This is a genomic window from Sphaerisporangium flaviroseum (assembly GCF_039537005.1).
In the GTDB taxonomy this organism is placed as follows: domain Bacteria; phylum Actinomycetota; class Actinomycetes; order Streptosporangiales; family Streptosporangiaceae; genus Sphaerisporangium; species Sphaerisporangium flaviroseum.
Map to the genome: position 1 here is coordinate 163223 of NZ_BAAAZR010000006.1, position 25509 is coordinate 188731.

The 25509-nt window shown below is 71.5% G+C and carries 16 protein-coding genes; 12 read left to right on the forward strand and 4 right to left on the reverse strand.

Annotation, left to right across the window (positions count from 1 at the left end; translation table 11 throughout):
- Positions 1-329 precede the first annotated feature (329 nt).
- The 5 genes from ABD810_RS15165 to ABD810_RS15185 are packed head-to-tail and all read left to right on the forward strand — an operon-like array spanning position 330 to position 6590.
- The gene (locus ABD810_RS15165; RefSeq protein WP_344939436.1) at positions 330-1337 is read left to right on the forward strand and encodes a DMT family transporter; all 1008 of its coding nucleotides are present in this window, start codon (positions 330-332) and stop codon (positions 1335-1337) included.
- The gene (locus ABD810_RS15170) at positions 1334-2134 is read left to right on the forward strand and encodes a thioesterase II family protein (protein WP_344939438.1); all 801 of its coding nucleotides are present in this window, start codon (positions 1334-1336) and stop codon (positions 2132-2134) included. The genes ABD810_RS15165 and ABD810_RS15170 overlap by 4 nt, the downstream gene beginning before the upstream one ends.
- Before the next feature lie 3 nt (positions 2135-2137).
- Entirely contained in the window at positions 2138-3061 is a 924-nt protein-coding gene (locus tag ABD810_RS15175; RefSeq protein WP_344939440.1) for a beta-ketoacyl-[acyl-carrier-protein] synthase family protein, read from the forward strand.
- A gap of 11 nt (positions 3062-3072) precedes the next feature.
- The gene (locus tag ABD810_RS15180; protein ID WP_344939442.1) at positions 3073-5346 is read left to right on the forward strand and encodes an iron-containing redox enzyme family protein; all 2274 of its coding nucleotides are present in this window, start codon (positions 3073-3075) and stop codon (positions 5344-5346) included.
- Positions 5346-6590 carry an acyl-CoA dehydrogenase family protein gene (locus tag ABD810_RS15185; RefSeq protein ID WP_344939445.1) on the forward strand — a complete coding sequence of 415 codons (1245 nt, stop codon included), beginning with the start codon at positions 5346-5348 and terminating at the stop codon, positions 6588-6590. Before ABD810_RS15180 ends, ABD810_RS15185 begins: the two co-directional genes overlap by 1 nt.
- 54 nt (positions 6591-6644) lie before the next feature.
- Here ABD810_RS15185 and ABD810_RS15190 read toward each other — a convergent pair whose 3' ends face one another.
- Entirely contained in the window at positions 6645-6803 is a 159-nt protein-coding gene (locus ABD810_RS15190; protein WP_344939448.1) for a hypothetical protein, read from the reverse strand.
- Between the two features lie 179 nt (positions 6804-6982).
- On the opposite strand from ABD810_RS15190, the gene ABD810_RS15195 reads away from it, so the two are divergent.
- A complete protein-coding gene (locus ABD810_RS15195; RefSeq protein WP_344939450.1) occupies positions 6983-10471 on the forward strand; it encodes an AfsR/SARP family transcriptional regulator in 3489 nt (1162 codons plus the stop codon).
- 91 nt (positions 10472-10562) lie between these two features.
- Here the strand turns inward: ABD810_RS15195 and ABD810_RS15200 are convergent, their stop codons facing one another.
- Complete coding sequence (locus tag ABD810_RS15200) at positions 10563-11369, reverse strand: DoxX family protein (protein WP_344939452.1); 807 nt, start codon at positions 11367-11369, stop codon at positions 10563-10565.
- A 114-nt stretch (positions 11370-11483) separates the two neighbouring features.
- A complete protein-coding gene (locus ABD810_RS15205; protein ID WP_344939454.1) occupies positions 11484-13067 on the reverse strand; it encodes an MFS transporter in 1584 nt (527 codons plus the stop codon).
- 377 nt (positions 13068-13444) lie between these two features.
- On the opposite strand from ABD810_RS15205, the gene ABD810_RS15210 reads away from it, so the two are divergent.
- The 6 genes from ABD810_RS15210 (at position 13445) to ABD810_RS15235 (ending at position 23810) form a co-directional block, all read left to right on the forward strand.
- Positions 13445-15265 (forward strand): hypothetical protein, encoded by a 1821-nt coding sequence (locus ABD810_RS15210; RefSeq protein ID WP_344939456.1) that lies wholly within the window; start codon positions 13445-13447, stop codon positions 15263-15265.
- 209 nt (positions 15266-15474) lie between these two features.
- Positions 15475-17829 carry an AAA family ATPase gene (locus ABD810_RS15215; RefSeq protein ID WP_344939459.1) on the forward strand — a complete coding sequence of 785 codons (2355 nt, stop codon included), beginning with the start codon at positions 15475-15477 and terminating at the stop codon, positions 17827-17829.
- 218 nt (positions 17830-18047) lie between these two features.
- Positions 18048-19031, forward strand: a complete 984-nt coding sequence (locus tag ABD810_RS15220) for an ABC transporter permease (RefSeq protein WP_344939461.1) — start codon at positions 18048-18050, stop codon at positions 19029-19031.
- A 3-nt stretch (positions 19032-19034) separates the two neighbouring features.
- Positions 19035-19943 carry an ABC transporter permease gene (locus ABD810_RS15225; RefSeq protein WP_344939518.1) on the forward strand — a complete coding sequence of 303 codons (909 nt, stop codon included), beginning with the start codon at positions 19035-19037 and terminating at the stop codon, positions 19941-19943.
- Positions 19940-21985 carry a dipeptide ABC transporter ATP-binding protein gene (locus tag ABD810_RS15230; RefSeq protein WP_344939464.1) on the forward strand — a complete coding sequence of 682 codons (2046 nt, stop codon included), beginning with the start codon at positions 19940-19942 and terminating at the stop codon, positions 21983-21985. Before ABD810_RS15225 ends, ABD810_RS15230 begins: the two co-directional genes overlap by 4 nt.
- 40 nt (positions 21986-22025) lie before the next feature.
- Positions 22026-23810, forward strand: coding sequence for an ABC transporter family substrate-binding protein (locus ABD810_RS15235; protein WP_344939467.1), 1785 nt, complete (start codon positions 22026-22028; stop codon positions 23808-23810).
- 57 nt (positions 23811-23867) lie between these two features.
- On the opposite strand, the gene ABD810_RS15240 is transcribed toward ABD810_RS15235, so the two are convergent.
- On the reverse strand, positions 23868-25505 hold the full coding sequence (locus tag ABD810_RS15240) for a hypothetical protein (RefSeq protein ID WP_344939520.1): 1638 nt from the start codon (positions 25503-25505) through the stop codon (positions 23868-23870).
- Positions 25506-25509 lie beyond the last annotated feature (4 nt).

A 25509-nucleotide genomic window follows, 5' to 3' on the forward strand; every position in this document is an offset into this window, starting at 1 on the left:
TCACCGGTACCCCGGCGTCGCCGCTCGAGAGCCTCGCGCCGATGGGTGGGGCGAATGTAGGCCGCCCCGCCGGAGCCCCACAAGCCGCGTTTCCACTACCTGCCAGCCGGGAGGCTCCGGAGCGGCAGGCGATCATGGCATGTTCCTGACAACCCATACCGAAGCACCGGGCAGATCGCCCAGATTGGGATCCGAAGGGATCGCAAGGATCCGCTCCACGGCGGGCGGGCGAGCCGTTCGCGAGATCCCGGCTCACGGCCGGGGCCGCGGCCGGTCTCGTCAGGCCGCCCTCGAACGACACCGGTCAGGATCTGGAGCTCTGATTTCGCATGAGTCAGACCATCACCACGGGGGTCCGCGCCGAGCGGTGGGCGCTCGCGGCGGCGGCGGTAACGATGCTGCTCTGGGCGTCCGCTTTCGTCTCCATCCGCAGCGCCGCGCCGCACTTCTCCCCGGGGGCGCTGGCGCTCGGCCGCATGCTTGTGGGATCGATCGTGCTCGGCGGGATCCTGCTGGTCCGCCGCGAAGGGCTGCCCCCCCGCGCCGCGTGGCCGGGAATCCTCGGCTCCGGCCTCCTGTGGTTCGGGCTCTACATGGTGGCCCTGAACTGGGGCGAGCACGAAGTGGACGCCGGCACCGCCGCGCTGCTCCTCGGCATCGGGCCGGTCCTCGTCGCGCTCCTCGGGAGCTGGCTGCTCAAGGAGGGCATCAGCCGCCGGTTGCTCGCCGGGATCGCGGTGGCCTTCGCCGGCACCGTCGTGGTGGGGATCTCGGTGTCGACCGGCGAAGGATCCTCCGTCAGGGGCGTACTGCTGTGCCTGCTCGCGGCCGTGGCCTTCGCCGGGGGCGTCGTCTGCCAGAAGCCCGCGCTCCGGCACGCCTCGCCGCTGCAGGCCACCCTGTTCGGGTGCGTCGTCGCGGCCGTGGCCTGCCTGCCCTTCGCCGGGCAGTTCGTGGGCGAGGTGGGCGAGGCGCCTGCGTCCGCGCTGCTGAACGTCATGTTCCTCGGCGCGTTCCCGACCGCGCTGGCCTTCACCACCTGGGCGTACGCGCTGTCGCGGCTCAGCGCCGGCACCCTCGGAGCCACCACGTACGTGGTGCCGGTCCTCACGGTGCTGATCTCGTGGATCGCGCTGGGCGAGGTGCCCGCCTTGCTGACCTTCGTCGGCGGCGCCCTGTGCCTCGCCGGTGTCACCGTCTCCCGGGGGCGGAGCAAGCCGCACCCCGCGAGTCCGGCGCCGGACCCGGTTCCCGCCCCCGACGAGGCGGCCGTCGGGCCGGAGGGGCAGGAGCCGGACGTCACCCCTGTCCGTTCGGCGGCGGCGGACTCGAAGTGACCTCTCCCATGCTCGACTCGCCCTGGTTCCTGTCCGCCGGGACGCGATCCGCGCCGGCCGCCCGTGTCTTCTGCTTCCCTCCCGCGGGGGGGAACCCCCGCACCTTCCTCGGATGGCAGCCGGACATGGGAGCCGACGCGGAGATCGTCGCGGTCTGCGTGCCGGGGCGGGCGCACCGCTGCGAGGAACCGTCGCCCGCCACCGTCGGCGAACTGGCCGACGGGGCGGCGGCGGCCATCGCCGCACATGCCGGCCTGCCGGTCTACCTGTTCGGCCACAGCCTCGGCGGGCTGCTGGCGTTCGAGGTCGCCCGGCGTCTCCGCGGCCTTCCGGCGCTGCGCCATCTCGTCGTGTCCGGCTGCGCCGCTCCGAGGCTCAACCCCTCCGACTACATCGTCTGGTCGAACACCAACCACGGGCGGGCCTTCGCCGTGGAGGCGGCCTCGTTCCTCGGCCTGTCCGCCGAGTTCGCCGCCGCCGACGAGGAGGTGCAGGATCTGCTGCTCGCCGACATGCGGGAGGACGTCCGCCTGCTCGCCGAGTATCGGTACCGGCCGCAGGCGCCCCTGTCCGTCGGCGTCTCGCTCATCTGCGGACGTGACGATCCGCACGTCGACGGGCCGGGGCTCACCGCCTGGCGCGAGGAGTGCGAGACGGTGCCCGAATGCCACTGGACCGAGGGAGACCACTTCTACCTTGACAAGCGCCCCACCGCCGTCACCGACGTCCTGCGGCCCCTCGTCCTCGGTGGAACGGGCGGCGCCGCGCCTTCCCAGCAGCACGTCGAAGTGATCTAGACCGTGACGACCAGGTCATCCATCCCCGTCTTCCTCACCGCACCGCACTACGTGCTCGGCGAGATCGACGAGGACCACACGGCGATAGCGGGCCTCCAGGCGCGGATCGAGGAGTTCCGCCTGCTGCCGAAACCGGGCCTGTGGGGATGGGGACGCGTCCGCCGTACCGAGAGGACCATCGAGTCGATGGCCGTCGAGAGCGGAGCGGCCACGGTGCGCGCGGCCGCGATCGACCCCTCCTCCATCGACGGGCTGGTCCTGTGCTCCACCGGCTTCCCGGCGGACACCCGAGCCCATGGACGCTTCGTCGAAACGATCATGAGGGGGATCGGCCTGGAGGGAGCCGACTTCACCGGCCTCACGCTGAATCGCTGCACGAATCTCCTCGCCGCCATCCAGGTCGCGGACGCCCTGGTGGCGAGCGGCCGTCGCCGGCACGTGCTCGTCGTCACCACCGACCGCGCCGACGAGGACACCCGCATGGAGAAGTTCGCCATCTTCAGCGACGGGGCGGCGAGTTGCCTGGTCACCCGCGAGCCCGGCGGCCACGAACTCATGTCCTGCGCCGCGGCGCACGAGGCCGGCGAGCTGGACTGGTCCAACGAGATCAGCTCCGACCTCGCACGCCAGGTGAACGAGCGGTTGCTGGAGCCGCTCGGCATGAAGCTCCAGGACGTCTCCGCCCTGATGCACGGCAACGTCTTCAAGCCGATCGTCATGATGAAGGAGATGCAGGCGGGCTTCACGCCGGAGCAGCTCTACACCGGCAACATTCCTCGGGTCGGGCACTGCTTCGCGGCGGACCCGATCATCAATCTGGTCGACAGGACAGCGGCCGGTCACGTGCGTGACGGCTGCTTCTCCATGCTCGCGTCAAGCGTTCCGGGATCGCGGATCGGCGTCCTGCTGCGGAAAGTCGCCCCCTGAGCGGAGAGTCAATGATGTCGCTGCCCATCTTCGAACTACCTGACCTGATGGCGTCCATGCCCGAGCTGCCCTTCGAGTTCAGCCCGGGGGCCGAGGCCACGGCCCGCGCCACCCTGTCCGAAGGCCCAGAAGCCGTCTTCCGGAGTCTCATACGGGACCAGGAGTCGGAGGCGGGCCTGCTCGTGGCCCGGAAGATCATCGGAGCGTTCCTCCAGGAGGCCGCAGGCGACGAGGCCGGGGACGCGGCCCTCATGGGCGGGGAGTCCGCGGACGCGGACGCCATCGCCGCGCGCGTCCTCAGCGTGCGTGACGAGCTGGCCACGGCCATGAAGGCCGTGCGGCAGTACGAGCCGGACGTCTTCGAGACCGTGCTGCGGCAGCGCGCACCGGTCGGCCTGGTCGGCGGCTGCTGGCTGGACACGATCTCCCAGCCCGCGACCCAGCCCTCCGTGATCGTGAACCACCTGGTCAGGCACCACTTCATCCTCAAGGGGGAGGGGAACCGGCTGCGCTCGTCGTACTACGTGCTGCGGCGGGCTCTCGAAGACGCCGAGGTCTACCTGCCGGAGATCGACGCCGAGGAGTTCCTCGCCGAGGCGCGGACCCGTCCGCTGACCGCCGCGCACGCCTCCTTCTACGTCGCGCTCTCGCGGCTGCCGGCCAGCTTCCTTCCCGAGGTGGTCGGGGTGCATTACGCCTTCCTCGCCCTCGGCGTCGACGGTCTGCTCGCCGGCACGCCCGAACCCCTCTCCGAGCCGATGCTGCGCGCATCGCTGGCCCAGTACCTCGACCTGACCAGGCCTTCCCCCAACGGGGTGGCCGAGCGGCGGCGGCTGCTCGCGGCCATCCGCCTGGTCCTGAAGCTGGAACGCGAGCACGTGGACATGCTGGCCGAGCTCGCCGCCTGGCGCGGTGAGCTGCCGCTGGACGCGCGCGTGGCCGAGATCGTCATGCGGCACGCCCCGTTCGCCGGTCCGATGCACCGCGACGTGCGCCTGGGCCGCCGCTCGCTCACCGACACCTTCGACGACCCCGGCTTCGACCTCGCCGCGTTCATCACCGAGTTCCGCGGCTCCCGCCATCTGAAGCCCGGTCCCACGGGGGGCTGCCGCTTCCTGGACGCCATCAAGTTCGGCGGATCGATGTTCGCCGTCTTCGACGAGCGCGAGGCGAGGACCCTCCGAGCGTGGGTGGCGGAGGTCCAGGCCGGCAACCTCCCCGAGGTCGTGATCCCGGTCAACCGCGTGGGCGACGCCACGGCCGCGCGCCGGCACGAGGCGGTCATCGGGTACGAACCGGACGATGTGGTCTACGCCGAGCCGCCCACGCTCGACGACCGGGAGCTGCTCTACCGCCTGGTGAACATCGAGCGCTTCCCGAACACGCTGGAACTGGCCCGCCGGCGCGCCGAGGAGAGCTTCGACGCCGGGGAGATCCTGTTCACCTGCGGTGCGGGCGGCAAGTACACCGACGCCAGCTACTTCCCCTACACCCCTGAAGCGCTGCGCGCCCGGGTCGACAGCATCTACTGGGATAAGCTCATCAACCCCTACCGGCCGCTGGAGGAGATCCCCGACCGCGAGAACGTGATCTTCCATCAGATGACGATGGCCCTCGGCAACCTGATCGAGGCCGCCTGGTCGCACAGGATCGCCAACCTCGGGCGCTTCAAGCGGCGGAGCGACGACCTGCTGTTCGCGATCTACGCGGACGAGATGGGGCGCGGCGAGCTGGAGAAGAACCATGTGACGCTGATCCACCGGGTGATGGACAGCCTCTCGATCCGCCTGCCGCATGTCCGCGACGCCGCGTTCCGCGACCAGGAGATCCTCCCGGACCATCCCTACGACTTCACGATCCGGCAGATGTGCATGTCGCTGTTCCCGGACAGCTTCTACAGCGAGATCCTCGGATACAACCTCGCGATCGAGATGTACGGTCTCGGGGAACTGCGCATGCACGAGATCGAGAAGCTGCGCGCCCACGGGTTCGACATCGCCTACGAAGAGGCGCATCTGTCCATCGACAACGTCTCGGCCGGTCATTCCCGGCAGTCGGTGGACGCCATAATCTCCTATCTCGACGAGGTGGAACGCGGCCACGGCGCGGCGTTCGTCCAGGAGGAGTGGCGTCGCGTCTGGCGGGGCTACGCGGCCTTCGCCTTCTACCCCGAGCACCGGCTCATCAGCACACAGCCCGCCTCCGCCGCGTCGGCGTCCGCCGCCGCCCCGCCGGCGGAAGCCGTCTCGCCGGCGGACTCCGGGAACGTCGACCTGGTGATCTGATGATCGATCCCGTCGCCGTGGCGACGCCCGTGACCACCGGGTCCTGCTTCGACGAGGCGATCCTCGGGCTCCCGTTCTACGAACCGCGCCACATGGCGCTCGCGCACCGGATCAGCGAGTGGTGCGACACCAGGGGCGACCTCTGGACGACCTCCGAGCGCGACCCGGAGCGCACCGGACTGGGCATCATCCGGGCACTGGGAGAGGATGGCTGGCTGGCCTTCCTGGATCCGGCGGCCACCCCCGGCCAGGCCATGGAAGGGGACGCCCGGTCGCTCTGCCTCATGCGGGAGGCGCTCGCCTACGCCGACGACCTGGCCGACTACGCGTTCTCCATCCAGGCGCTGTCCGCGACACCGATCCTGCGGTACGGCTCGGAGGGGCAGCGACGGCGCTATCTCCCGGGCCTGGCGAGCGGGGAGATCGTCTCGTCGTTCGCGATCTCCGAGGAGGAAGCGGGGTCGGACGTCGCGGCCATCGGGTTACGGGCCGAACGGGCGGGGGACGGCTACGTCCTCAACGGCCACAAGGCCTGGATCGCCAACGGCGGCATCGCCGATGTGCACTGTGTCATCGCGCGCACCGGTGAGGCGCCGGGCGCTCTGGGCCTGACGGCCTTCCTGGTCCCCGCCACGGCACCCGGGGTGCGCGTGCGGGAGAGGATCGCGGCGATCGCCCCGCGCTCCTTCGCCCATCTGGCGTTCGAGGACTGCTACGTCCCGGCGGACAGCGTGCTCGGACGCCCGTGCGGCGGCTTCGTCATCGCGATGGACGTGCTCGCGCGGTTCCGCATGACCGTGGGCGCCGCCGCGATCGGCTTCGCCCGCCGCGCGTCCGACGCCGCGCTGGCACGGGCGAGGAGCAGGCCGATGAACGGCGGCAGGCTGCTGGACCTGCCGACGGTGAAGGAGACCTTCGCCGGTTTCGAGGTCAAGCTCAACGCCGCCGCCCTGCTCGTCACGCGCGCCGCCTGGGAACTGGACCAGGGCAACCGGAGCTTCGGCAAGCATTCGAGCATCGCCAAGCTGTACGCGACCGAGGCGGCCCAGGAGATCGTGGACGACGCCGTGCAGATCTTCGGCGCCGCGGGCCTGGTCGCCGGCAGCGTCACCGAACGCCTGTACCGCCAGATCAGGTCGCTACGCATCTACGAGGGCACATCAGAGATCCAGAAAACCATAATCGCCGGAGCCCTCGACCTCCGCCGCGCGAACCGCCGGCCCATGGGATCCAGACGTTCCTAACGGGCCGGGACACGGCTCGGCGGTCCTGGTGCGGACCTGGGTCAGCCTGCGGGCTCAGGAGTGGCCGGGACCCATCCCGCTGCTGCTCGGGATTCGCTGGGTGACGACGAAGACGAAGACGAGGTCGAAGAAGAGCTCCAGCGTGGAGACACGGAGCTCCTCCTCCGGGGGGGTGGGTTCGATACGTTCGGCGAACCAGCCGGGGAGGCGCATGCAGTCATCTTTCCGTTCTTCTCACCAGATAGCGCATGCTTTCGCCCCTGGCTGATGGTGAGGTCACGATGCCGCCAGGCTCGCGCCTGAAGGGTCACGATAGGGGGACAATCAGGGGCGTGTTATTCGGCATCCTGGGTTCGACCGAAGTGTGGCTCTCCGACGGGAGCCCCGCCGGCGTGGGCGGACCTCGTGTGCGCCGGCTGCTGGCGCTGTTGCTGGTCGACGCCGGCCAGGTCGTCGGCACGCAGCGGCTGATCGACGGGTTGTACGGCCAGAGCCCGCCAGGCGACGCGGCCAACGCGCTGCAGTCCCAGGTGTCGCGTCTGCGGCGAGGTCTGGGCGCGGAGGGCGGCGGTCTCGTCGAGCTGCACCCCTCGGGGTACCGTCTCGCGGTCGACTCCGAATCGGTCGACGCCCACCGGTTCCAGCGCCTCGCCAGGGAAGGGCGGCGTGCGCTCGCCGCGGGGGATCACTTCCAGGCGAGCGCGCTGCTGAGGGAGGCGCTGGCGTTGTGGCGCGGCCCGGCGCTGGCGGACGTGCCCGTCGCGGAGGCGCGTGCGGCCGGTCTGGAGGAGCTTCGGCTCGCCGCCGTGGAGGACCGGGTCGAGGCCGGGCTGGCGCTCGGCGGCCATCGGGAGGTCGTCGCGGAGCTGGCCGAGCTGGTGGCCGCCCATCCGCTGCGGGAGCGGCCACGGGGACTGCTGATGCGGGCACTGCATGGATGCGGGCGGCAGGCCGAGGCGCTCGCGGTGTTCGAGGACGGGCGGCGGGTGCTGGCCGAGGAACTCGGTGCCGACCCGTCGGCCGAGCTAGCGGCGGTGCACCTGGCGGTCCTGCGGAACGACCCCTCGCTGGACCGGGCGTCCTCGCCCGGCGGAGGCGGTTTCTCACCCGGCGGAGAACGTGTCTCGGGCGGTGGGGAGGGTTTCTCGGGCGGCGGGGAGGGTTCCTCGGGCGGCGGGGAGGGTTTCTTGGGCGATGGGGAGGGTGTCTCGGGCGGCGGGGGTCGGTTCTCGCCCGGTGGGGAGGGTGTCTCGGGCGGTGGAGAGCGTTTCTCTGGCGGTGGCGGTGGCGGTGGCGGACGTTCGGGCGAGCCGGAGCGGCACCCAGCTACCGCCGAGGGCTCCTGGCAGGGCGTGCCGGCCCAGTTGACCAGCTTCGTGGGCCGGGAGGAGGAGCTTCGGCGGATCGGCAAGCTGCTGGACTCCGGCCGGCTGGTGACGCTCATCGGGCCTGGCGGCGCCGGCAAGACCCGGCTGGCCATGGAGGCCGGCGATCGTGGGCAGGGCCAGGTGTGCTTCGTCGACCTGGCGCCGCTGGGGGAGGGAGCGCACGTGCCGCAGGCGGTGCTGAGCGCCCTCGGCCTGCGGGAGACGAAGCTGTCGGCGCTGACGTCCGAGCCCTCTGACGTGGTGGGGCGGCTGCTGGCCGCGCTGGCCGGCCAGAGGATGCTGCTGATCCTCGACAACTGCGAGCACGTGATCGACGAGACGGCACGCCTGGTCCGCCGGGTGCTGGGCGGATGCGCCGGGGTGCGGGTGCTGGCCACCAGCCGGGAGGCGCTGAACATCACGGGGGAGGCGCTGTGCCCGCTTCCGCCGCTCGGGCTTCCGGCGGGTCAGGTGCCGGTGGCGGAGGCGAAGGCTTATCCGGCTGTACGGCTGTTCGCCGACCGGGCCGCCGCCGTCTCGCCGGACTTCGTGGTGGACGCGGGGAACGTCGAGACCGTCGTGAGGATCTGTGCCGCGCTGGACGGCCTGCCGCTGGCCATCGAGCTGGCCGCCGCCCGGCTGAGGTCACTGCCGGTGCACGAGATCGCCACCCGGCTCGGCGCGGCCGACCGTACGGGCGAGGGCGACGCCGGGCAGGACCGGTTCGGGCTGCTGTCGCGGGGCGATCGTACGGCGGCGCCGCGTCACCGGACGCTTCGGGCGGTGGTGGCGTGGAGCTGGGACCTGCTGGACGAGGAGGAGCGGGTGCTGGCCCGGCGCCTGACGGTGTTCCGCGGCGGCGCGACGCTCGCGGCAGTGGAAGGCGTGTGCGCCCTGCCGGAGGAAGATGCGAGGCGGGTGCCGCAGCGGGTTTCGGGGGGAGAGCCGGGGCCGCTGGTGGTCGGGCGGGTGGTGGAGGTGCTGGCGGGGCTGGTGGACAAGTCGCTGGTGGAGGTGAGCGGCGGGCGATATCGGATGCTGGACACCATTCGCGTGTTCTGCGGTGAGCAGCTCCAGCACGCGGGTGAGGCGGACCGGCTGCGGGCGGCACACGCCCGCTTCTTCGCCGATCTGGCGGAGAAGGCGGAGCCGTGCCTGCGGCGGGCCGAGCAGGTGGAGTGGCTGCGGAGGCTGGGGGCGGAGGACGCGAACCTGCACGCGGCGTTGCGGTGGGCGGTGGGCGCCGATCCGGCGGTGGCGCTGGGGTTGCTCGCGAATCTGTCGGTGTACTGGTGGCTGCGGGGCCTGCCCAGCGAGGGGGCACCGCCGGCGGCCGAACTGCTGCGGGTGATCGGCACCGAGCCGCCCGCCGGCCTGGAGGACGAGTACGTCGCCTGCGTGGTGCTGGCCGGAAGGGACGGCTTCCACGACCCGGCGCTGCGCCCGTACGTGGACCGCGCCAGGGCCATCATGCACGCCCTGGCCCGGCCACCGCGCCAGCGGTTCACGATGGTCCTGTGGGCGCTGGCGACCGGCCCCGCCGACTCCCAGGGCGTCACCTGGGACCAGTACGTCGGCGCGGACGCGTGGTTCGAGGCGCTCGGCCGTCTCGGCGAGGGCTTCACCAAGTTCTTCGGCGGGCAGGTGAGCGAGTCCGCGTCGGAGCTGACCGCCGCGCTCGGCCGTTTCCGATCCGTGGGCGACCGCTGGGGGATGATGGCGGCGCTGGACACGCTGTCCAAGGTCGCCGAGTGGCAGGGGGACCAGGCGGCCTCGCTGGCGATGGCCGGGCAGGCCCTGGAGCTGGCCGGGCAGCTCGGCGCGCTGGACGACATGGCCGAGCTGCTGTGCGGCGTCGCCTACGTCCAGCTCCGCCAGGGTGACCTGGACGCCGCGCACGCGACGTACGAGCGGGCCGGTGAGACCGCCCGCCGAGCGGGAATGCCGGTGACGCTGGCCGGGGTGCAGCTGGGGTTCGGGGAGATCGCCCGCCTCCGTGGCGACCTGGCCGAAGCCCGGCGGCTCTACCAGATGGCGTTGAGCGCGTGCACTTCCGAATGGGTGACCGTGGAGGAGCTGCGAGCACGCATCATGGTCGCGCTCGGACGGGTCGCCGAGGCGGAGGGGGACCTCAGCGAGGCGGAGTCCTGGCACACTCAGGCCATCCAGAGCGGGCTGCGCCTGCGTAGCCTCCCGGCGGCGGCCGGTGCGGTCGAAGGCCTGGCCGGGGTGGCGCTGTCGCGGGGCGACGGTGAGCGCGCCGCGCTGCTGCTCGGAGCGGGCGAGGCGATGCGCGGCGTGGCGCTCCCCGGGGATCCCGATGTGACCCGGGTCGCGGCGCTGGCGGAGGGCCTGGTCGGTGCGACCGCCTTCGCCGCGGCCTACGAACGCGGTGCCGCGATGACCCCGGAGCAGACGCTGGTCCTCGCCGGAGTGCCGGCCGAAGAGCTAGAGGGGATCAACCTCCGGAGAACCGTCTTCGGCGCCGTCCGACCCGAGGAGCGCGGGGGATAGGACGGAGGGCCGAGGCTGCCCGGTCGTCCGGACCGTTCAGCGCGCTCCGGAGACGGCGTGGGCGGCCTTCGGGGACCGGTGAGCCGGGTCGCTACTCCGGGTCGGGGGTGGTCTTTCGTCCACCGGCGACGAGGCGGTCGCGCTTGTCGGCGGGGGTGGAGGGGGCGTCGCTCGGGCTCTCGGTCGTGGCGTCCTCCGGGGCGCCCGCGGGCCGGGCCGGGCGGCGAGGGCGGGTCTTGCGTGGTGCGGTGATCTCGGCGGTGTCCTCGGCCCGCGACCGCTCCTCAGGAAAGGTCACAGGGCCCTTTCCGGCGGTGCTCCCCGTACTTCCCGTGCTTCCCTTACCGCCGGTGCCCGTGCTCCCGGTGCCTCCGGCCGAGGTGTCTCCCGGGCCGGTCTCCTTGGCGGGCCTGGGCGCCGACGTTTCACGCCAGGAGGAGATCACATCGTCCGCCTCGGCGTCGGCCGCCATGTCGTCGGCGGCCTCGGCGTCACGCCGCCGGATCACGACCAGGTGGTCGATGGACAGGCGCCCGGCCCCGACCACCGCCAGCAGAACCGACGCGGCCCCGAGGGCGACGATGAGGTTGATGTCCCCACCGGTGAGCGGCAGCCCGGTGTCGCCGCTCACGAGTACGAACACGGCGAGCGCCTCGGCGAAGAGGATCAGCCCGCAGGCCGGGACCGCCAGTCCCGCGACCAGGAGCGCTCCTCCGATGAGCTCGATGAGCATGGTGGAGGCGGCCCAGATGCCGGGGCCGGGGGCGTCCATCTTCGCGAACTGCTCGCTCGTCGCGGTCAGCCCGAACTCGAGCTTGTGCCAGCCGTTCGCGAAGAAGATCCCGCCGACGCCCAGCCGGGCGGCCAGCGAAGCGAGATCTTGAAAGGTTCGTCTCACGGTAGCCATTCTCTCGGGGTCGGTCCGTGTTGCACAGACAATTGCCCTGTATCGCTCCTGTCATGCACAGGCGGTAGCGACTCAGCGGGGGCCGTGTCACAACACGGGGCTGGTTCAGACGGTGACGCGCTCCCGTTCGGCGGCGTGGACCTCGACGGGGGCGCGGCGGGGCAGCAGGACGGCGGCGGCGAGCGCGGTCACCCCCAGCAGCAGGACGCTGACCAGAACGGTGGAGTGCAGGGCGGTGACGAAAGCGGCCCGTGCGGTGTCCATGAGGGCGAGCCCGGCCGGCCCGCCCACCTCTCCGGCGACGTGCGCGGCGGAGGCGAGCGACTCTCTCGCCTGTCCCATCGCCGCCGGTTCGACCCCCGGGACGCTGCCCAGCGACGGGGCGTACACGATGGTGGTGATCGTGCCGAGCACGGCCACCCCCAGGCCGGCGCCCAGCTCGTACGCGGTCTCCTCGATCGAGGCCGCCCCGCCGGCGCGGGACTCCGGCGCGGAGGCCATGATCGTGTCGGAGGCCGCGAGCAGCGCGACCTCCACGCCGAAGCCGATGCCCGCGAAGCACAGGGAGAGCAGGAGCGGGTGCTGCTCGGTGCCCCAGGCCATGGTCGGCGCGAGGGACAGCCCGGCGAGGGCGAGCCCTCCTGCCATGGTCGCGCGCAGGCCGAGGCGTTGCAGGAGGTGCGCGGCGCACAGGCCGCCCGCGATGGCCGCGACCATGAGGGGGAGCATGCGTATCCCGGCCTGCAGCGGGCTGTCGCCGAGGACGAGCTGGAGGTACTGCGCGAGCATCAACTCCAGGCCGACCAGTGCGAACACCGCGAGGAGCACGCACAGGACACCGATGGCGAAGCCGCGCTGGGCGAACAGGCCGATGTCGAGCAGGGGATGGGCGAGCCGCCGCTGGCGCGCGGTGAACCACGCGAGCAACCCGATGCCCGCCACCAGGACGGCGAGGGCGGGGAGCAGGCCCAGCGTCGTGCCGTGCCCCGCCTCCTTCAGGCCGAAGGCGAGGAAGAGGATGCCGAGGGTGGACAGCACGGCGCTCGGCGCGTCCCACCGGTGGGAGGGGTTGCCGCGCGACGCCGGCAGCAGGCGTACGGCCAGCGGCAACGCCACCACCAGCAGCGGGACGTTGATCAGGAAGACCGCGCCCCACCAGAAGTGCTCCACGAGGACGCCGCCGACCAGCGGTCCGACGGCGGCGCCCCCGGCGGCGACCGCGCTCCACACGCCGAGGGCGACGGCCCGCTCCCGGCGGTCGGTGAAGACCTGCCGGATGATCGACAGCGTGGCCGGCATGATCATCGCTCCGCCGATGCCGAGGAGCGCCCGCGAGGCGATCAGGGCCGTCGGGGTGCTCGCGAAGGCGGCGGAGAGCGAGGCGACCCCGAAGACCACGTAGCCCGCGAGGACGAAACGCCGCTTGCCGTATCTGTCGCCGAGCGTGCCGAAGGTGACCAGGAGCGGCGCGACGACCAGAGAGTAGATGTCGATGGTCCACAGCAGTTCGACGGCCGACGGCTCCAGGGCGGCGGTCAGCGCGGGCACGGCGATGTGCAGGACCGTGGCGTCCACGGCGATGAGCAGGAGGCTGAAGCACAGCAAGGCGAGCACCGACCACCGGTTTCTCTGGTGGTCCATGGTCGTGCCCTTGACACGGACGCCTGGCGGGGTGCCCAAAACGGTCATTGCCTACTCAAAGGGATGGGGCCTGCTGAACATGCGTGGCAGCTTAGGCCATCTCGGTTGATTGTTCAGCAGGTTGGGACAACGGCCCTGGAGCGCCCATCCGGATGCTCCCCGAGCGCGGTCGAAAGTCCGGAACCGAACCCCCGGTCACCCCGGGCGCCCGGCAGCAGCATACGGTCCACGCGATCTCCCGGGGCTCATGGGATGGGTGATCAAGCTGGGGTGCCGCGTACCTCTCTAGAGAGCTATAGGTATATGTCCGACATCTAGGCAACGGGTGATCCGCAACGGACCATGACGGCGTGGGGAACGCCAGCGAGTCAGATCCCTCTCCGGTGCCACCCCCGCGAGACCGCTCCGATCCCCGGGCTTGGTGTGTGGTCGCCGTCGCGAGGCTGGCGCGAGACCAGCCAGAGGGAGCGCTGGAGGCCGCAGGCGAGGCGGTCGAGCGTGATCCCGACGGCGAGTGGGGGCATCGGCTGGCGAGTCTCGCCCTTGAACGCCTCGGCCGCGACTCCGAGGCGGTCGTTGCGGCTCAGGACGCCGTCCGGCTCGCACCCGGCTCCTGGGCCGCGCGGCTAAGACTGGGCTCCGCGCTTCGCAGGCTCCCCGGCCGGTGGCGCGATTCCTGGGCCGAGGCCCAGCAGGCGGTCCGCTTCGCCCCCGAGCAGCCCGACCCGCACGTCCTGATCGGCGACCTCGCCCTGCTGCGCGGCGACCACGAGCAGGCCGCCGTGGCCTACCGGGCCGCACTGCGCAGGGACGACGACCACACGGCCGGGCGGATCAACCTCGGCCTGACGTTCCTGCGCTGGGACCGGTCCCGCGACCACCACGACCCGACATGGACGGTCGACCCCCGCGATACCGGTCGCGCCCGGCGCGCCCTTGAGGTGTGGACCCGGCAGGTACGGGTGCTGCTCGCGATCTCCCTCACGGCCGTCGTCGTCCTGGCCTTCTGGTACGACCTGCACGATCAGGCACGCATCGGCGGTGCGGCGGTCCTGGTCCTGGTGCTGGCGGCCACCGTGCGCCAGGCGCGAAGGATCACGGTGTGGAGGTACGTGCCGGGCATGCTCGCCCGCGACCTGTGGCTCAGCGTCGCGGTGTCGGTCGCCCTCCTGGTGATCGCGGCGTACGTGGCGGCGCTGGCCACCCTGCCGCCCTGGTCGCTCGCGGGCGAGGTCGTCCCCCTGGTCGCCGCCGGTTCGGCGCCCACGCTCGTCCAGTGGGAGGACCTCCTGGGCGGGTTCTGGGCGGGGCTGTTCGGCCTCGTGCTCTTCAACGGGGTGGCCGTGCTGCTCCTGCGGGTGTTCGCCGAGGCCTGGCGTGGCAGGCCCGTACGGGCGCTCGCCGAGTTCACCGTCACCCCGCCCGAACGCGTCGGGCTGCGGAACACCGGCGTCACCCTGTGGATCGTCACCGTGCGCCTCTGGTTCCTGGTGGCCGTGCCGGCCCTGCTTCCCCTGGTGGCCGCCGAACGGCGCGCCGCGCTGGCGGCCGTCTGCGTCCCGGTCGCGATGCTCTATGTGCTCGACCGCGGCGGTCTGCGTCCACGGATACGCGCCGTCCTGCGGGCCGACCGGTGGCTGGCGGTGGCGCTGGTGTTCCTCTTCCTGTCCTGCGCCGCCCTGGTGGTGGCGGGAGCGGTGCCCACGCTGGGCCTCGCGCCCTGGATCGGCGAGCGGGCGTGGTGGTCGGTCGTGGGCGCGCTCCTCGTCGTGGTCCTCGCCTTCACGGCGCGGGCCACGCGCGCCTGGTGGCGGGGGTCGGCCGGGCCCTGGCGCGCCTCCCTGATCCTGTGCGAGGGCTGCGGCCCCCGCCTGCCGGGCGAGGTCAGCCCGTCGGTGGTGCTCGGCCCCGAAGTGCGGCGGGCCTTCACCTACTCCCGCAGCGTCGTGCTGTCCTACACCGACGCAGGCGGTCCCCGCACGCTCGCGGTCGGGGCCGTGACCTCGGTGAGCCGGTCGGGGGAACTGCGCCTGATCGCCGCGGAGGAGGCGTGGGCAGCCGCCGAGCGTGACCCACGGGTGGCGGTCTTCGTCGCCGACCCGATCGAGCGGCGTTTCTGGGCCGAGGTGCGCGGGATCGCGATGCCCGACGCGGCGGAGGACGTGCTCCGGGTGACGCCCAAGCACGTCGTCGTCGGCGAGTATCCCGGCCGCCACGAGGCCCGGACCTCCCCGCGCAGACCCTGATGGCCCGCGGTCGCCGGTGCCCGGCACGCCTTGGCGCCGCGTGGGCCGCCTAGGCCGAGGCCCTGGTCACGCCGTTTCCGCGGTCGTACGGAAACGGTTCCACTCCCGCCTTCGTATATAAGTGACGGCGCGTTGGGAAGGGCACGGGGCCGGGGACGCGCGCTTCAGGCCTTGGTGCGGTATAACCGGGAGGCGACCGGGGAGGCAAAATGCGGGACTCCGACAGGGCCCGGCCGGCGGGGCGCGCCGCGGCCCGTGATGCGTTCGAGCACGTCCGGCTACGTTATTTCCAGCTTTCCCGTGGCACGAGACGGGCCATGTTCGCCGCCGTCCTCATCGGCGTCCTCATTCTCGCCTTCTTTCTTGAATGGTCCCTGTTCTCCACGTTCGTCACCACTCTCTTACTTCTTGGCTTCGCCGAGCTGACCCTGCGTTTCCCCCGTGCCGCCGCGACCGTGCTGGTCGTGGTGGCATGGTCCTCGGTGATGATCGTCACGGTCGACTTCGTGCAGCCGCACTCCTCGCTGCCGACCCTGTTCCTCCTGCTCGGCGTGGTGGCCGGGGCCGCCGCCCACCTGATCAGGTGGGTGACGCCGTGGGTGACCACGCTGGCCGCGCTCGGCGCGGTGGCCATGGTGACCTTCGCCGTGGCCACGTTCTCGCCGGAGGCCGCGGTCTGGGCGGCGTACGGCGTGGCCGCCGCCGTGCTGGTCTACCGTCTCGTCCAAGCGGGCCAGGCGCGTCGCCGGTTCGCGGCCGCGCAGGGGGAGGCGCCCGCCGCCCAGGCGCGGCAGCGCGTCCGCGACGGCGCCGGCGAGCGCGACGGCCTGCCCGAGCGCGGCGCGCCGCCGCCGATCTCCGTCGAGGACGCTCTGGGCGAGCTCGAAAGCATGATCGGCCTGGAGCCCGTGAAGGAGCAGGTGCGCTCGATCGCGGCCTCGATCGAGGCGTCCAGGCTGCGCGCTGAGGCCGGGTACTCCACCGAGCAGCCGATGCGCCACTTCGTCTTCGTGGGGCCGCCCGGCACCGGCAAGACCTCCGTCGCGCGCACGGTCGCCAAGATCTTCTACGCGTTCGGCCTGCTGGAGACCCCGTATGTCGTGGAGGCGCAGCGGGCCGACCTGGTGGGGGAGTACCTCGGCGCCACCGCCATCAAGACCAACGAGCTGATCGACCAGGCGCTGGGAGGGGTGCTGTTCGTCGACGAGGCGTACAGCCTCATGAACTCCGGCGAGGGCCAGCCCGACAGGTTCGGCGCGGAGGCCGTGCAGACCCTGCTGAAGCGCGCCGAGGACGACCGCGAGCGGCTCATCATCATCCTGGCCGGTTACGAGAAGGAGATGGCCACCTTCCTCGCCTCCAACCCGGGCCTGTCCTCCCGCTTCTCCACCCGCATCAAGTTCCCCACCTATTCCCCGCCCGAGCTGCTGCGCATCGTCGAGCTGCTGCGGGCCAGGCGCGGCGAGCGGCTGTCCCCGGACGCCCCTCCGGTGCTGCTCGGGCTGTTCGAGGACGTCCACCGGCGCGGTCTCATCGACGAGCTCGGCAACGCGCGGTTCGCGCGCAGCCTGATCGAGGGGGCGGCGCAGGCCCGTGACGTGCGCGTCGTGGGCGCCGGAGGGTCGCCGAGTCGCGAGGATCTCGTCACCACCACCACCGTCGACCTCACCAAGGCGTTCAACGAGATCACCGCCAGGTTCCGCGGCTACCAGGCCACGCCCAGCCTTGAGGAGGCCCTGGCCGACCTCGACCGCATGGCCGGGCTGGAGCCGGTCAAGCGGCAGGTCCGGGCCATCGCGGCGCAGCTGCGCGTCGCGCGGATGCGGCAGGAGCAGGGGCTGCCCGCCCCGCCGCAGATGCGGCACTTCGTGTTCGTCGGGCCGCCCGGCACCGGGAAGACCACGGTGGCCCGCGTGCTGGGCCGCATTTTCGCCGCGCTCGGGCTGCTGTCCCGCCCCGATGTGGTCGAGGCGTCCCGGGCCGAGCTCGTCGGCCAGCATCTCGGCGCCACGGCGATCAAGACCAACGAGCTGGTCGACAGGGCGCTCGGCGGAGTGCTGTTCGTCGACGAGGCGTACAGCCTGGTCAACAGCGGTTACCAGGGGGGAGACGCGTTCGGCGTCGAGGCCGTGCAGACCCTGCTCAAGCGCGCCGAGGACGACCGCGACCGTCTCGTCATCATCCTCGCCGGGTACGCCTCCGAGATGGAGCGCTTCCTGGCCACCAACCCGGGCCTGGCCAGCAGGTTCAACCAGCGTGTGGCGTTCCCCTCCTACAGCCCCGCCGAGCTGACCGAGATCGCCGGGCTGCTGGCGGAGCAGTCGGGAGACCGCTTCGACGATTCCGCCGAGCGCGACCTCGCCGATGTGTTCTCGTGGGTCTGCGCGGAGGGCCTGATCGACGAGCTGGGCAACGGCCGCTTCGCACGGTCGCTGTTCGAGCGCGCGGCCCTCGGCCGCGACGTGCGGCTCGCGGGGCGCGGTGGCGGCGCGAGCGCCGAGGAGCTCACCACGATCACCAGTGACGACGTGCGCACCGCCGTCGACGAGCTCGCCGACCGCTAGACCCACCGGCTCGCATCGGCACGGCCGGCAGGCACGACACCGGCTCTCAGGCCGTCACCAGACGGCCGATGGGGAAGTTTCCCTCGACACCTGGCCCGATTGACGACTTTATTGTCACCGGACGGTTACAGCATGTAGCAGGATGGGCACGGAGGGACACAGGCGGCCCTCGATGGTGCACGATCCGGCACGACGCGGCAATCGGCGGAAGGGGGGCGATGGCGGGATTCCTGCTTCGCCGGTCGGTCAACTACATGGTGTTGATCGCCGTCGCCACGAGCCTGGCGTACATGCTGGCCGCCACCGCGCTCGATCCCCGTTCCAACTACGAGGGCCGGAATCCCCGCCCGCCCGCCGCGGTGGTCGAAGCCCGGCTTTCGCAGTACAACCTCAACGACCGCACCCCGATCTTCGAGCGCTACCTGGTGTGGGCCGGTGGAGTGCTGCACGGTGACTTCGGGCGCACCTGGAACGGCGAGCGGGTCAACGACGAGCTCGGGCGGCGCCTCGGCGTCACGCTGCGGCTCATCCTGCTCGGGGTGGTGCTCGGCAGCGTGGCGGGCGTCCTGGTCGGGGCCTACGCCGGGGTGAGGCAGTACGGATGGTTCGATCGGCTGTCCACCGCGGGCGCCTTCGTGGTGCTCGCCATCCCCACCGTCGTGCTGGCGAACATCCTGATCATCATGGCGATCTGGCTCAACGACCATCTCGGCGTCCAGATCCTCCTGGTCAGCGGCGAGGCCACCCCGGGACTCGAGGGCGGCGCCGGAGCCGGGCTGCTTGACCGGGTCAAGCACCTGGTCCTGCCGACGGTCTCGCTGGCCGTCGGGCAGATCGCCGTCTACAGCCGCTACCAGCGCAACATGATGCTCGACGTGCTCGACGCCGACTTCGTCCGCACGGCCATGGCCAAGGGGCTGCGCAGGCGCACCGCGCTCGTCAAGCACGCCCTGCGCACCGCCCTGATCCCCGCGGTGACCTACTTCGCGTTCACCTTCGGCTCGCTGCTGGTCGGCGCCACGATCACCGAGTCGGTCTTCGGATGGCACGGCATGGGAGAGGAACTGGTCGCCTCGATCCGCACCAACGACGTCAACACGGTGGCGGCGATCAGCTGCTTCGCGGCGCTGGCCGTGCTCCTCGCCTCGCTCGCCTCCGACGTGCTGCACGCCGGCCTCGACCCGAGGGTGCGGGTGGGCTAGATGATGACGCTGCCGGAGGAGGAGTTCGCCGAGGTCCAGGCGGAGGCCGAGCGCATCCGCGTGCCGTCCAGGACCCGCGTGGTGGCCGCGCGCTTCTTCCGCACCAAGCAGGGGCGGCTGGGCTTCGGGCTGCTGGCCGCGATGTTCCTGCTGGCCTTCCTCGGCCCGCTGCTGTCCCCCTGGTCCTACACCGACATGGACTTCTCGGCCTTCATGCAGCCACCCTCGCCCGGCCACTGGTTCGGAACGCTCCAGACCGGTTCCGACGTGTTCGCCGTGACGCTGCGCGGCGCGCAGAAGTCGCTGATCGTCGGCCTGCTCGTCGCGGTGCTGTCCACCGGTGTCGCGGCGGTCGTCGGCTCGTTCGCCGGCTACTTCCTCGGCTGGACCGACCGCACGCTCATGTGGGTCGCCGACCTGCTCCTCGTGCTTCCGGCGTTCCTGATCCTGGCGATCATGTCCCCGCTGTTCACCGAGGGCAGGTGGCTGCTCTTCGTGATCATGCTGGCGCTGTTCCTGTGGATGGTCACCTCGAAGATCGTGCGCGGCATGACCAAGGCGATCAAGGAACGCGAGTACATCAAGGCGGCGCGCTTCATGGGGGTGCCGTCCTCGGCCATCATCTTCCGGCACGTCATCCCGAACCTGGCGTCCCTGCTGATCGTGGACGCGACGCTGAACGTCAGCGCCGCCATCCTCACCGAGACGAGCCTGTCGTATTTCGGATTCGGCATCCAGCCGCCCGACGTCTCGCTCGGCAGCCTGATCGCCGACGGTTCCAGGACCGCCCTGTACGCCCCGTGGACGTTCTGGTTCGGGGCCGGAGTGCTGGTCGTCACCATCCTGGCGGTCAACCTGATCGGCGACTCCCTGCGTGACGCCTTCGATCCCGGCACCAGGACATCGGCATGAGCGGCCCGGTCCTGGAGGTGCGCGACCTGGAGGTCCGCTTCGGCGACGTCCGGGCGGTGCGCGAGGTCGGTTACGCCGTCGAGGCCGGCGAGGTGCTCGGCATCGTGGGCGAGTCCGGTGCGGGCAAGTCGGTGGCCTCCCTGGCCGTGATGGGCCTGCTGCCACGGCACGCCAAGGTGGCGGGCTCGGTCCTGCTGCACGGGACGGAACTTCTCGGCGCGCCCGAGAAGGACCTCGCGGCCTTCCGCGGCAAGTCGATCTCGATGGTCTTCCAGGACCCGCTCTCGGCGATGACCCCCGTCTACCGCGTGGGGGCCCAGATCGCCGAGGCCGTGCGCATCCACCAGAAGGTGAGCAGGGAGCGTGCGGCGGAGCGTGCGGTGGAGCTGCTCGACCTGGTCGGCATCCCGAACCCGCGCCAGCGGGCGAGGGCGTTCCCCCACGAGTTCTCCGGGGGCATGCGGCAGCGCACGATGATCGCCATGGCGATCGCCAACGACCCCGACGTCATCATCTGCGACGAGCCGACCACGGCTCTCGACGTCACCATCCAGGCACAGGTCCTCGAAGTGCTCAAGAAGGCGCAGCGCGAGACCGGCGCGGCCATCGTGCTGATCACCCACGACCTCGGAGTGGTCGCGGGCTTCGCCGACCGCGTGCTCGTCATGTACGCCGGGCGCGAGGTGGAGGTCGGCACGGTTCGCGAGGTGTACCACCGCTCCCGCATGCCGTACACCATCGGCCTGCTCGGATCGGTGCCCCGCGTCGACGCGGGCAAGGAGCTGCCGCTCGTGCCGATCGTGGGCAGCCCGCCGTCCCCGGCCGCCCTGCCGCCCGGCTGCCCCTTCGAGCCCCGCTGCCCGATGGCCGTCGCCGAGTGCGGCCTGGCCGAGCCACCTCTGGTGGAGGTGGCCCCGGGTCACCAGGCGGCCTGCCTTCGCGCGCACGAGATCGGCCAGGCGGAGGTGAGCCCGGCCGGGGGTGAGGACACCATCCCCGCCGCGCCCCCTCCCGTTCCCGAACGGCCGCCGCGCGAGCGGCGCCCCGTGGTCCTGGAGGTCGAGGGCCTGGTGAAACACCATCCCCTGATGAAGGGGGCGGTCTTCAGGCGCCGGGTCGGCACGGTCCACGCCGTCGACGGCATCGGCTTCCAGATCCGTGAGGGGGAGACGCTCGGCCTGGTGGGGGAGTCCGGCTGCGGCAAGACCACGGCGCTCATGGAGATCCTCGAGCTCACCCGGCCTGAGCGTGGCCGCGTCGTCGTGTTCGGGCATGACACCGCCACCCTGGCGCCCCGCGAGCGCATGGCCGTCCGGCGGCACCTGCAGGTCGTCTTCCAGGACCCGCTCGCCTCGCTCGACCCCCGCATGACCGTGCACGACATCGTCGGCGAGCCGCTGACCGCCCACGGGCTGAAGGACACCGGCCCGCGCGTGCGCCGGCTGCTCGGGCTCGTCGGGCTGGATCCGGCGGACGCCGGGCGCTACCCCCAGGACTTCTCCGGCGGCCAGCGTCAGCGCATCGCCATCGCCCGGGCGCTCGCCCTCGAACCCCGGCTGATCGTGCTCGACGAGCCGGTGTCCGCGCTGGACGTGTCGATCCGGGCCGGGGTGATCAACCTGTTGGAGGACCTGGGGCGCCGCCTCGGCCTGTCGTACCTCTTCGTGGCCCATGATCTCGCGGTCGTCCGGCACATCGCCGACCGCGTGGCGGTGATGTACCTCGGCAGGATCGCCGAGATCGGCCGGGTGGACAAGGTGTACGGGGGCCCGATGCATCCCTACACCCAGGCCCTGCTGTCGGCCGTTCCGATCCCCGACCCCGACAAGGAGCGGGAGCGCCGCCGCGTCCTGCTGGAGGGCGACCTCCCCAGCCCCGCGAGCCCTCCTTCGGGCTGCCGGTTCCGCACCCGGTGCCCGAAGTTCACGGTCCTCACGGACCCGCAGCGGGTGCGCTGCGTCGAGGAGGAGCCCGAGGTCCGCCCGCTGGCGGACGACCACGGGGCCTCCTGCCACTACGCGGAGAAGCTCGACGTCGTCTAGAAGGCGTCATCGGACAGATACCTATATATAGGGAGGAAACGTGACCGTACTCCGGAGGGGCAGGCCCGGCGTGGGGGAGCCGCGCCCGATCGCCGGCGCACCCTCGCCGGTGAGTGCCCTCGCCGGCGCGGGTGCACGACCGCCGGTGGCCCTCGCGCTCGCCGTCACCATGGCGCTGGCCCTGACATCCTGCGGGAGCGGCCGAAGCGGCGACCCGTCGAGCAAGAAGGCCTCGGCCGTCAAGGCCTTCGACATCAACCCGATGCCCCGCGACCGCGTCAAGGACGGCGGCACGCTCCGGTGGGGGCTCACCGAGTTCCCGACGCAGTGGAACCTCAACCACGTCGACGGCAACCTCGCCGAGGTCAAGAAGATCGTCGACGCGCTGATGCCCGCGGCGTTCCGCTCCGACGAGAAGGCCTCGCCGACCCCGAACACCGACTACGTCACCGATGCCCGGGTGATCGCGACCAACCCTCGCCAGGTGGTGACCTACACCTTGAACCGCAAGGCCCGGTGGTCCGACGGCAAGCCGATCACCTGGCAGGACTACGAGGCCCAGTGGAAGGCGCTGAACGGCGCGAACCCCGACTTCCACGTCGCCGCGACCACCGGCTACCAGGACATCACGAGCGTGGTGCGCGGCAAGGACGACTACGAGGTGCTCGTGACCTTCCAGAGCCCTTTCTCCGAGTGGCAGTCGCTCTTCTGGCCGCTGTACCCCAAGTCGACCAACGCGACGCCCGACACCTTCAACACGAACTGGCTCAACAGGATCCCCGTGACGGCCGGCCCGTTCAAGTTCTCCGCGTTCGACCAGACCGGCAAGACGACGACGATCGTCCGCGACGACGCGTGGTGGGGTGCCAGGGCCAAGCTGGACAAGATCATTTATCGCTCGCTGGCCACCGACGCGCTGGTGGGGGCCTTCACCAACGGTGAGCTGGACGTCTTCGACATCGGGCCCTCCGCGCCCGACTACGCAAGGGCCGGGAACGCCAGGGGCGCGGTGATCCGGCAGGCCGCGGGCCCCGACTTCCGGCACCTGACCTTCAACGACGAGAGTCCCGCGCTGTCCGACGTCAAGGTCCGCCAGGCGATCGCCCTCGGCATCGACCGGGAGGCGCTGACCCGGTCCGACCTCCAGGGGCTCAACTGGAACAGCACGCTGCTGAACAACCACTTCTTCATGAACACCCAGGCCGGCTACCAGGACAACTCCGGGGAACTGGGGAAGTACGACCCGGCCAAGGCGCAGCGGATGCTCGACGCCGCGGGCTGGCGCCGGGCGAGCCCGACGCGCCACAAGGCCGGCAAGGAGCTCGACATCCGGTTCGTGATCCCGTCCGGGCTGCAGCTCAGCAAGTCGGAGGGCGAGCTCACGCAGGCCATGCTGCACCGCATCGGCGTCAAGGTGACGATCAAGTCCGTCCCGAGCGACGACTTCTTCTCCAAGTACGTCATCCCCGGCAACTTCGACATCGCGCCGTTCTCCTACATCGGCACCCCGTTCCCCATCTCCAGCAGCTACGGCACGTATGCCAACGGGGTGAAGGGGTCCGACGGCAAGGTCCAGTGGAACGCCAACTTCGGCAGGTCGGGCAGCCCACAGATCGACGCGGCGATGAAGAAGGCGTCGTCCGACCTCAACCTGGTACGGGCGCGCGACGACGCCAACGAGGCCGACAAGCTGATCTGGCAGGAGGTCAACGTCCTGCCGCTCTACCAGCGCCCCCAGAACTGGGCTGTGCAGGCCGGCCTCGCCAACATCGGCGCCCCCGGCTTCTACACCCTGAGATACGCCGACATCGGTTTCACCGGCTGACCCGCCCGCGCGGCTCCCCCCCTCGGCGTCCTGCGACGTCCGGCGCGGCGCGGGAGGTCAGGCAGGGGGTTCGTCGGGGATGTCGGCGATGTCGTCGAGGGCGGCGGCAAGCTCGTCGGGGTGGTCGCCGATGCGTTCCGCGATCTCCATCAGCACGTGCAGCACGTCGTGCCGGTCGTGGCCGAGGTCCAGCAGGCGCTGTGCCGCCTCCCACAGCTCTTCGGGGTCGCCGTCCCACAACCGCTTGGCGATCTCTTCGTGCCAGGCCAGGTGCTCGGCGAAGTCGGGGCGGTCCCGCTCCGCCGCGTGGTCGATCTCCAGCAGGATCCGGCGGTCGGCGTCCTCGGCCGGATGGAGGGCCTCCAGATCGATGTCGCCGTGCTTGCCTTCCAGGAAGGGGAACGCGAAGGCCCGCCGGGCCAGCGCCGACAGGTCGCCGTCGGGCAGCAGGCGCTCGACAAGGGAGCGGTCCAGGCCGAAGGTGGTCGGATCGCGGTAGGCCTCGGTGAAGCGACCCGTGGCCTCCCAGACCGCGTCCAGCGTCGCCCGGATGCCCTCCTCGGGCAGACCGGTCTTCGGCGCGGCGAAACGCACCCACGACAGCAGGACGTGGGGCATGGCCTCCTGCTCGGCGGCATCGAGCAGGACCTTACGCGGCAGCCAGTCGAGCAGGAACGTCTCACACTTGGTGGGGCTGACCCGCAGCGGGCGGTTGAAGTCCTGATCGCAACCGTAGTCGATGATGTGATCGGCGCACCGCGACGCCGCCGAGGGGTCGGAGAGATGCTCGGCCGCGTCGGAGGCCAGGAACTCCGCGGCGAGCATCGCCCGCCGGTCGCGGCTGTACGGCGCTTCGCTGAAGAGCGGGGCGGGGCGCTTGCGGCCCGGCGGCAGCGCCTTGATCCGCGACCTGGCGAAGGCGTGGTAGGCGCTGTAGCTGTCGCTGACGAGCTTTGGGGACTTGCGGCCGAGGGAGGCCGTGGTCGCCTTCATCGCGAACTCCAGGAGCGCTCTGGCCTGCTGGGGCTCGATCTCCTCGAAACGCAGCATGGGATTGCCGTCGGCCTCGACGCCGGCCTTCTCCAGCAGGGCGTCCACCTGGGAGGACACCCATGCGTCCCGGGCCATGCCCCGCATGTTGTAGTCGACGATCACCACCAGGGCGTGCGGGTCCTCGATCTGCTCGGGGAGCCGCACGGGCTCCACGTCGAGTCCCGTCTGGCCCGCGGCCGAGCGGTGGCCAGGGACGCCCGCCGGGTCCTGTCCGGAAGAGGCCGGGTCGGAGGAGGCGGGGCCGGTCCGGCCGGGGAGGCCTCCCCGGTAGGCGAAGGTGCAGACCACGGTGTCCTGGTCGCCGTAGGCGTCCCTGGAGACGTAGCAGCCCCGGGGTTTGACCGCTCCAACGCGTTCGGCCCAGCGCGGCCTCGCCACGTCGGACTCCATCAGCGCCAGCGCGGCGCCCTCCGCCTTGGCGGCCTGGCGTGAGGTCCCGAGGTAGGCGACGGCGATCAGCAGGGTGAGCGCCGCGGGCGTGCCGGCCTTGGCGGCGTAGTCGACCAGGCCCTCGCCCAGGAACTCCTCCACGTCTCCCCGGCGCAGGCGGCGCCCCCACCAGGCGCCGAGCATGTCGGAGACCATCAGCTCGGCGTCGAGCGGCGTGCGCACGGCGAGCAGCTCACGGGCGGCCAGAAGCATCTCC

Bases quoted from the DNA above. Each gene is read 5' to 3' on its own strand.
- ABD810_RS15165 (WP_344939436.1), top strand. From the start codon at position 330: ATGAGTCAGACCATCACCACGGGGGTCCGCGCCGAGCGGTGGGCGCTC.
- ABD810_RS15180 (WP_344939442.1), top strand. From the start codon at position 3,073: ATGATGTCGCTGCCCATCTTCGAACTACCTGACCTGATGGCGTCCATG.
- ABD810_RS15185 (WP_344939445.1), top strand. From the start codon at position 5,346: ATGATCGATCCCGTCGCCGTGGCGACGCCCGTGACCACCGGGTCCTGC.
- ABD810_RS15190 (WP_344939448.1), bottom strand. From the start codon at position 6,803: ATGCGCCTCCCCGGCTGGTTCGCCGAACGTATCGAACCCACCCCCCCG.
- ABD810_RS15205 (WP_344939454.1), bottom strand. From the start codon at position 13,067: ATGACCGTTTTGGGCACCCCGCCAGGCGTCCGTGTCAAGGGCACGACC.
- ABD810_RS15215 (WP_344939459.1), top strand. From the start codon at position 15,475: ATGCGGGACTCCGACAGGGCCCGGCCGGCGGGGCGCGCCGCGGCCCGT.
- ABD810_RS15220 (WP_344939461.1), top strand. From the start codon at position 18,048: ATGGCGGGATTCCTGCTTCGCCGGTCGGTCAACTACATGGTGTTGATC.
- ABD810_RS15225 (WP_344939518.1), top strand. From the start codon at position 19,035: ATGACGCTGCCGGAGGAGGAGTTCGCCGAGGTCCAGGCGGAGGCCGAG.
- ABD810_RS15230 (WP_344939464.1), top strand. From the start codon at position 19,940: ATGAGCGGCCCGGTCCTGGAGGTGCGCGACCTGGAGGTCCGCTTCGGC.
- ABD810_RS15240 (WP_344939520.1), bottom strand. From the start codon at position 25,505: ATGCTTCTGGCCGCCCGTGAGCTGCTCGCCGTGCGCACGCCGCTCGAC.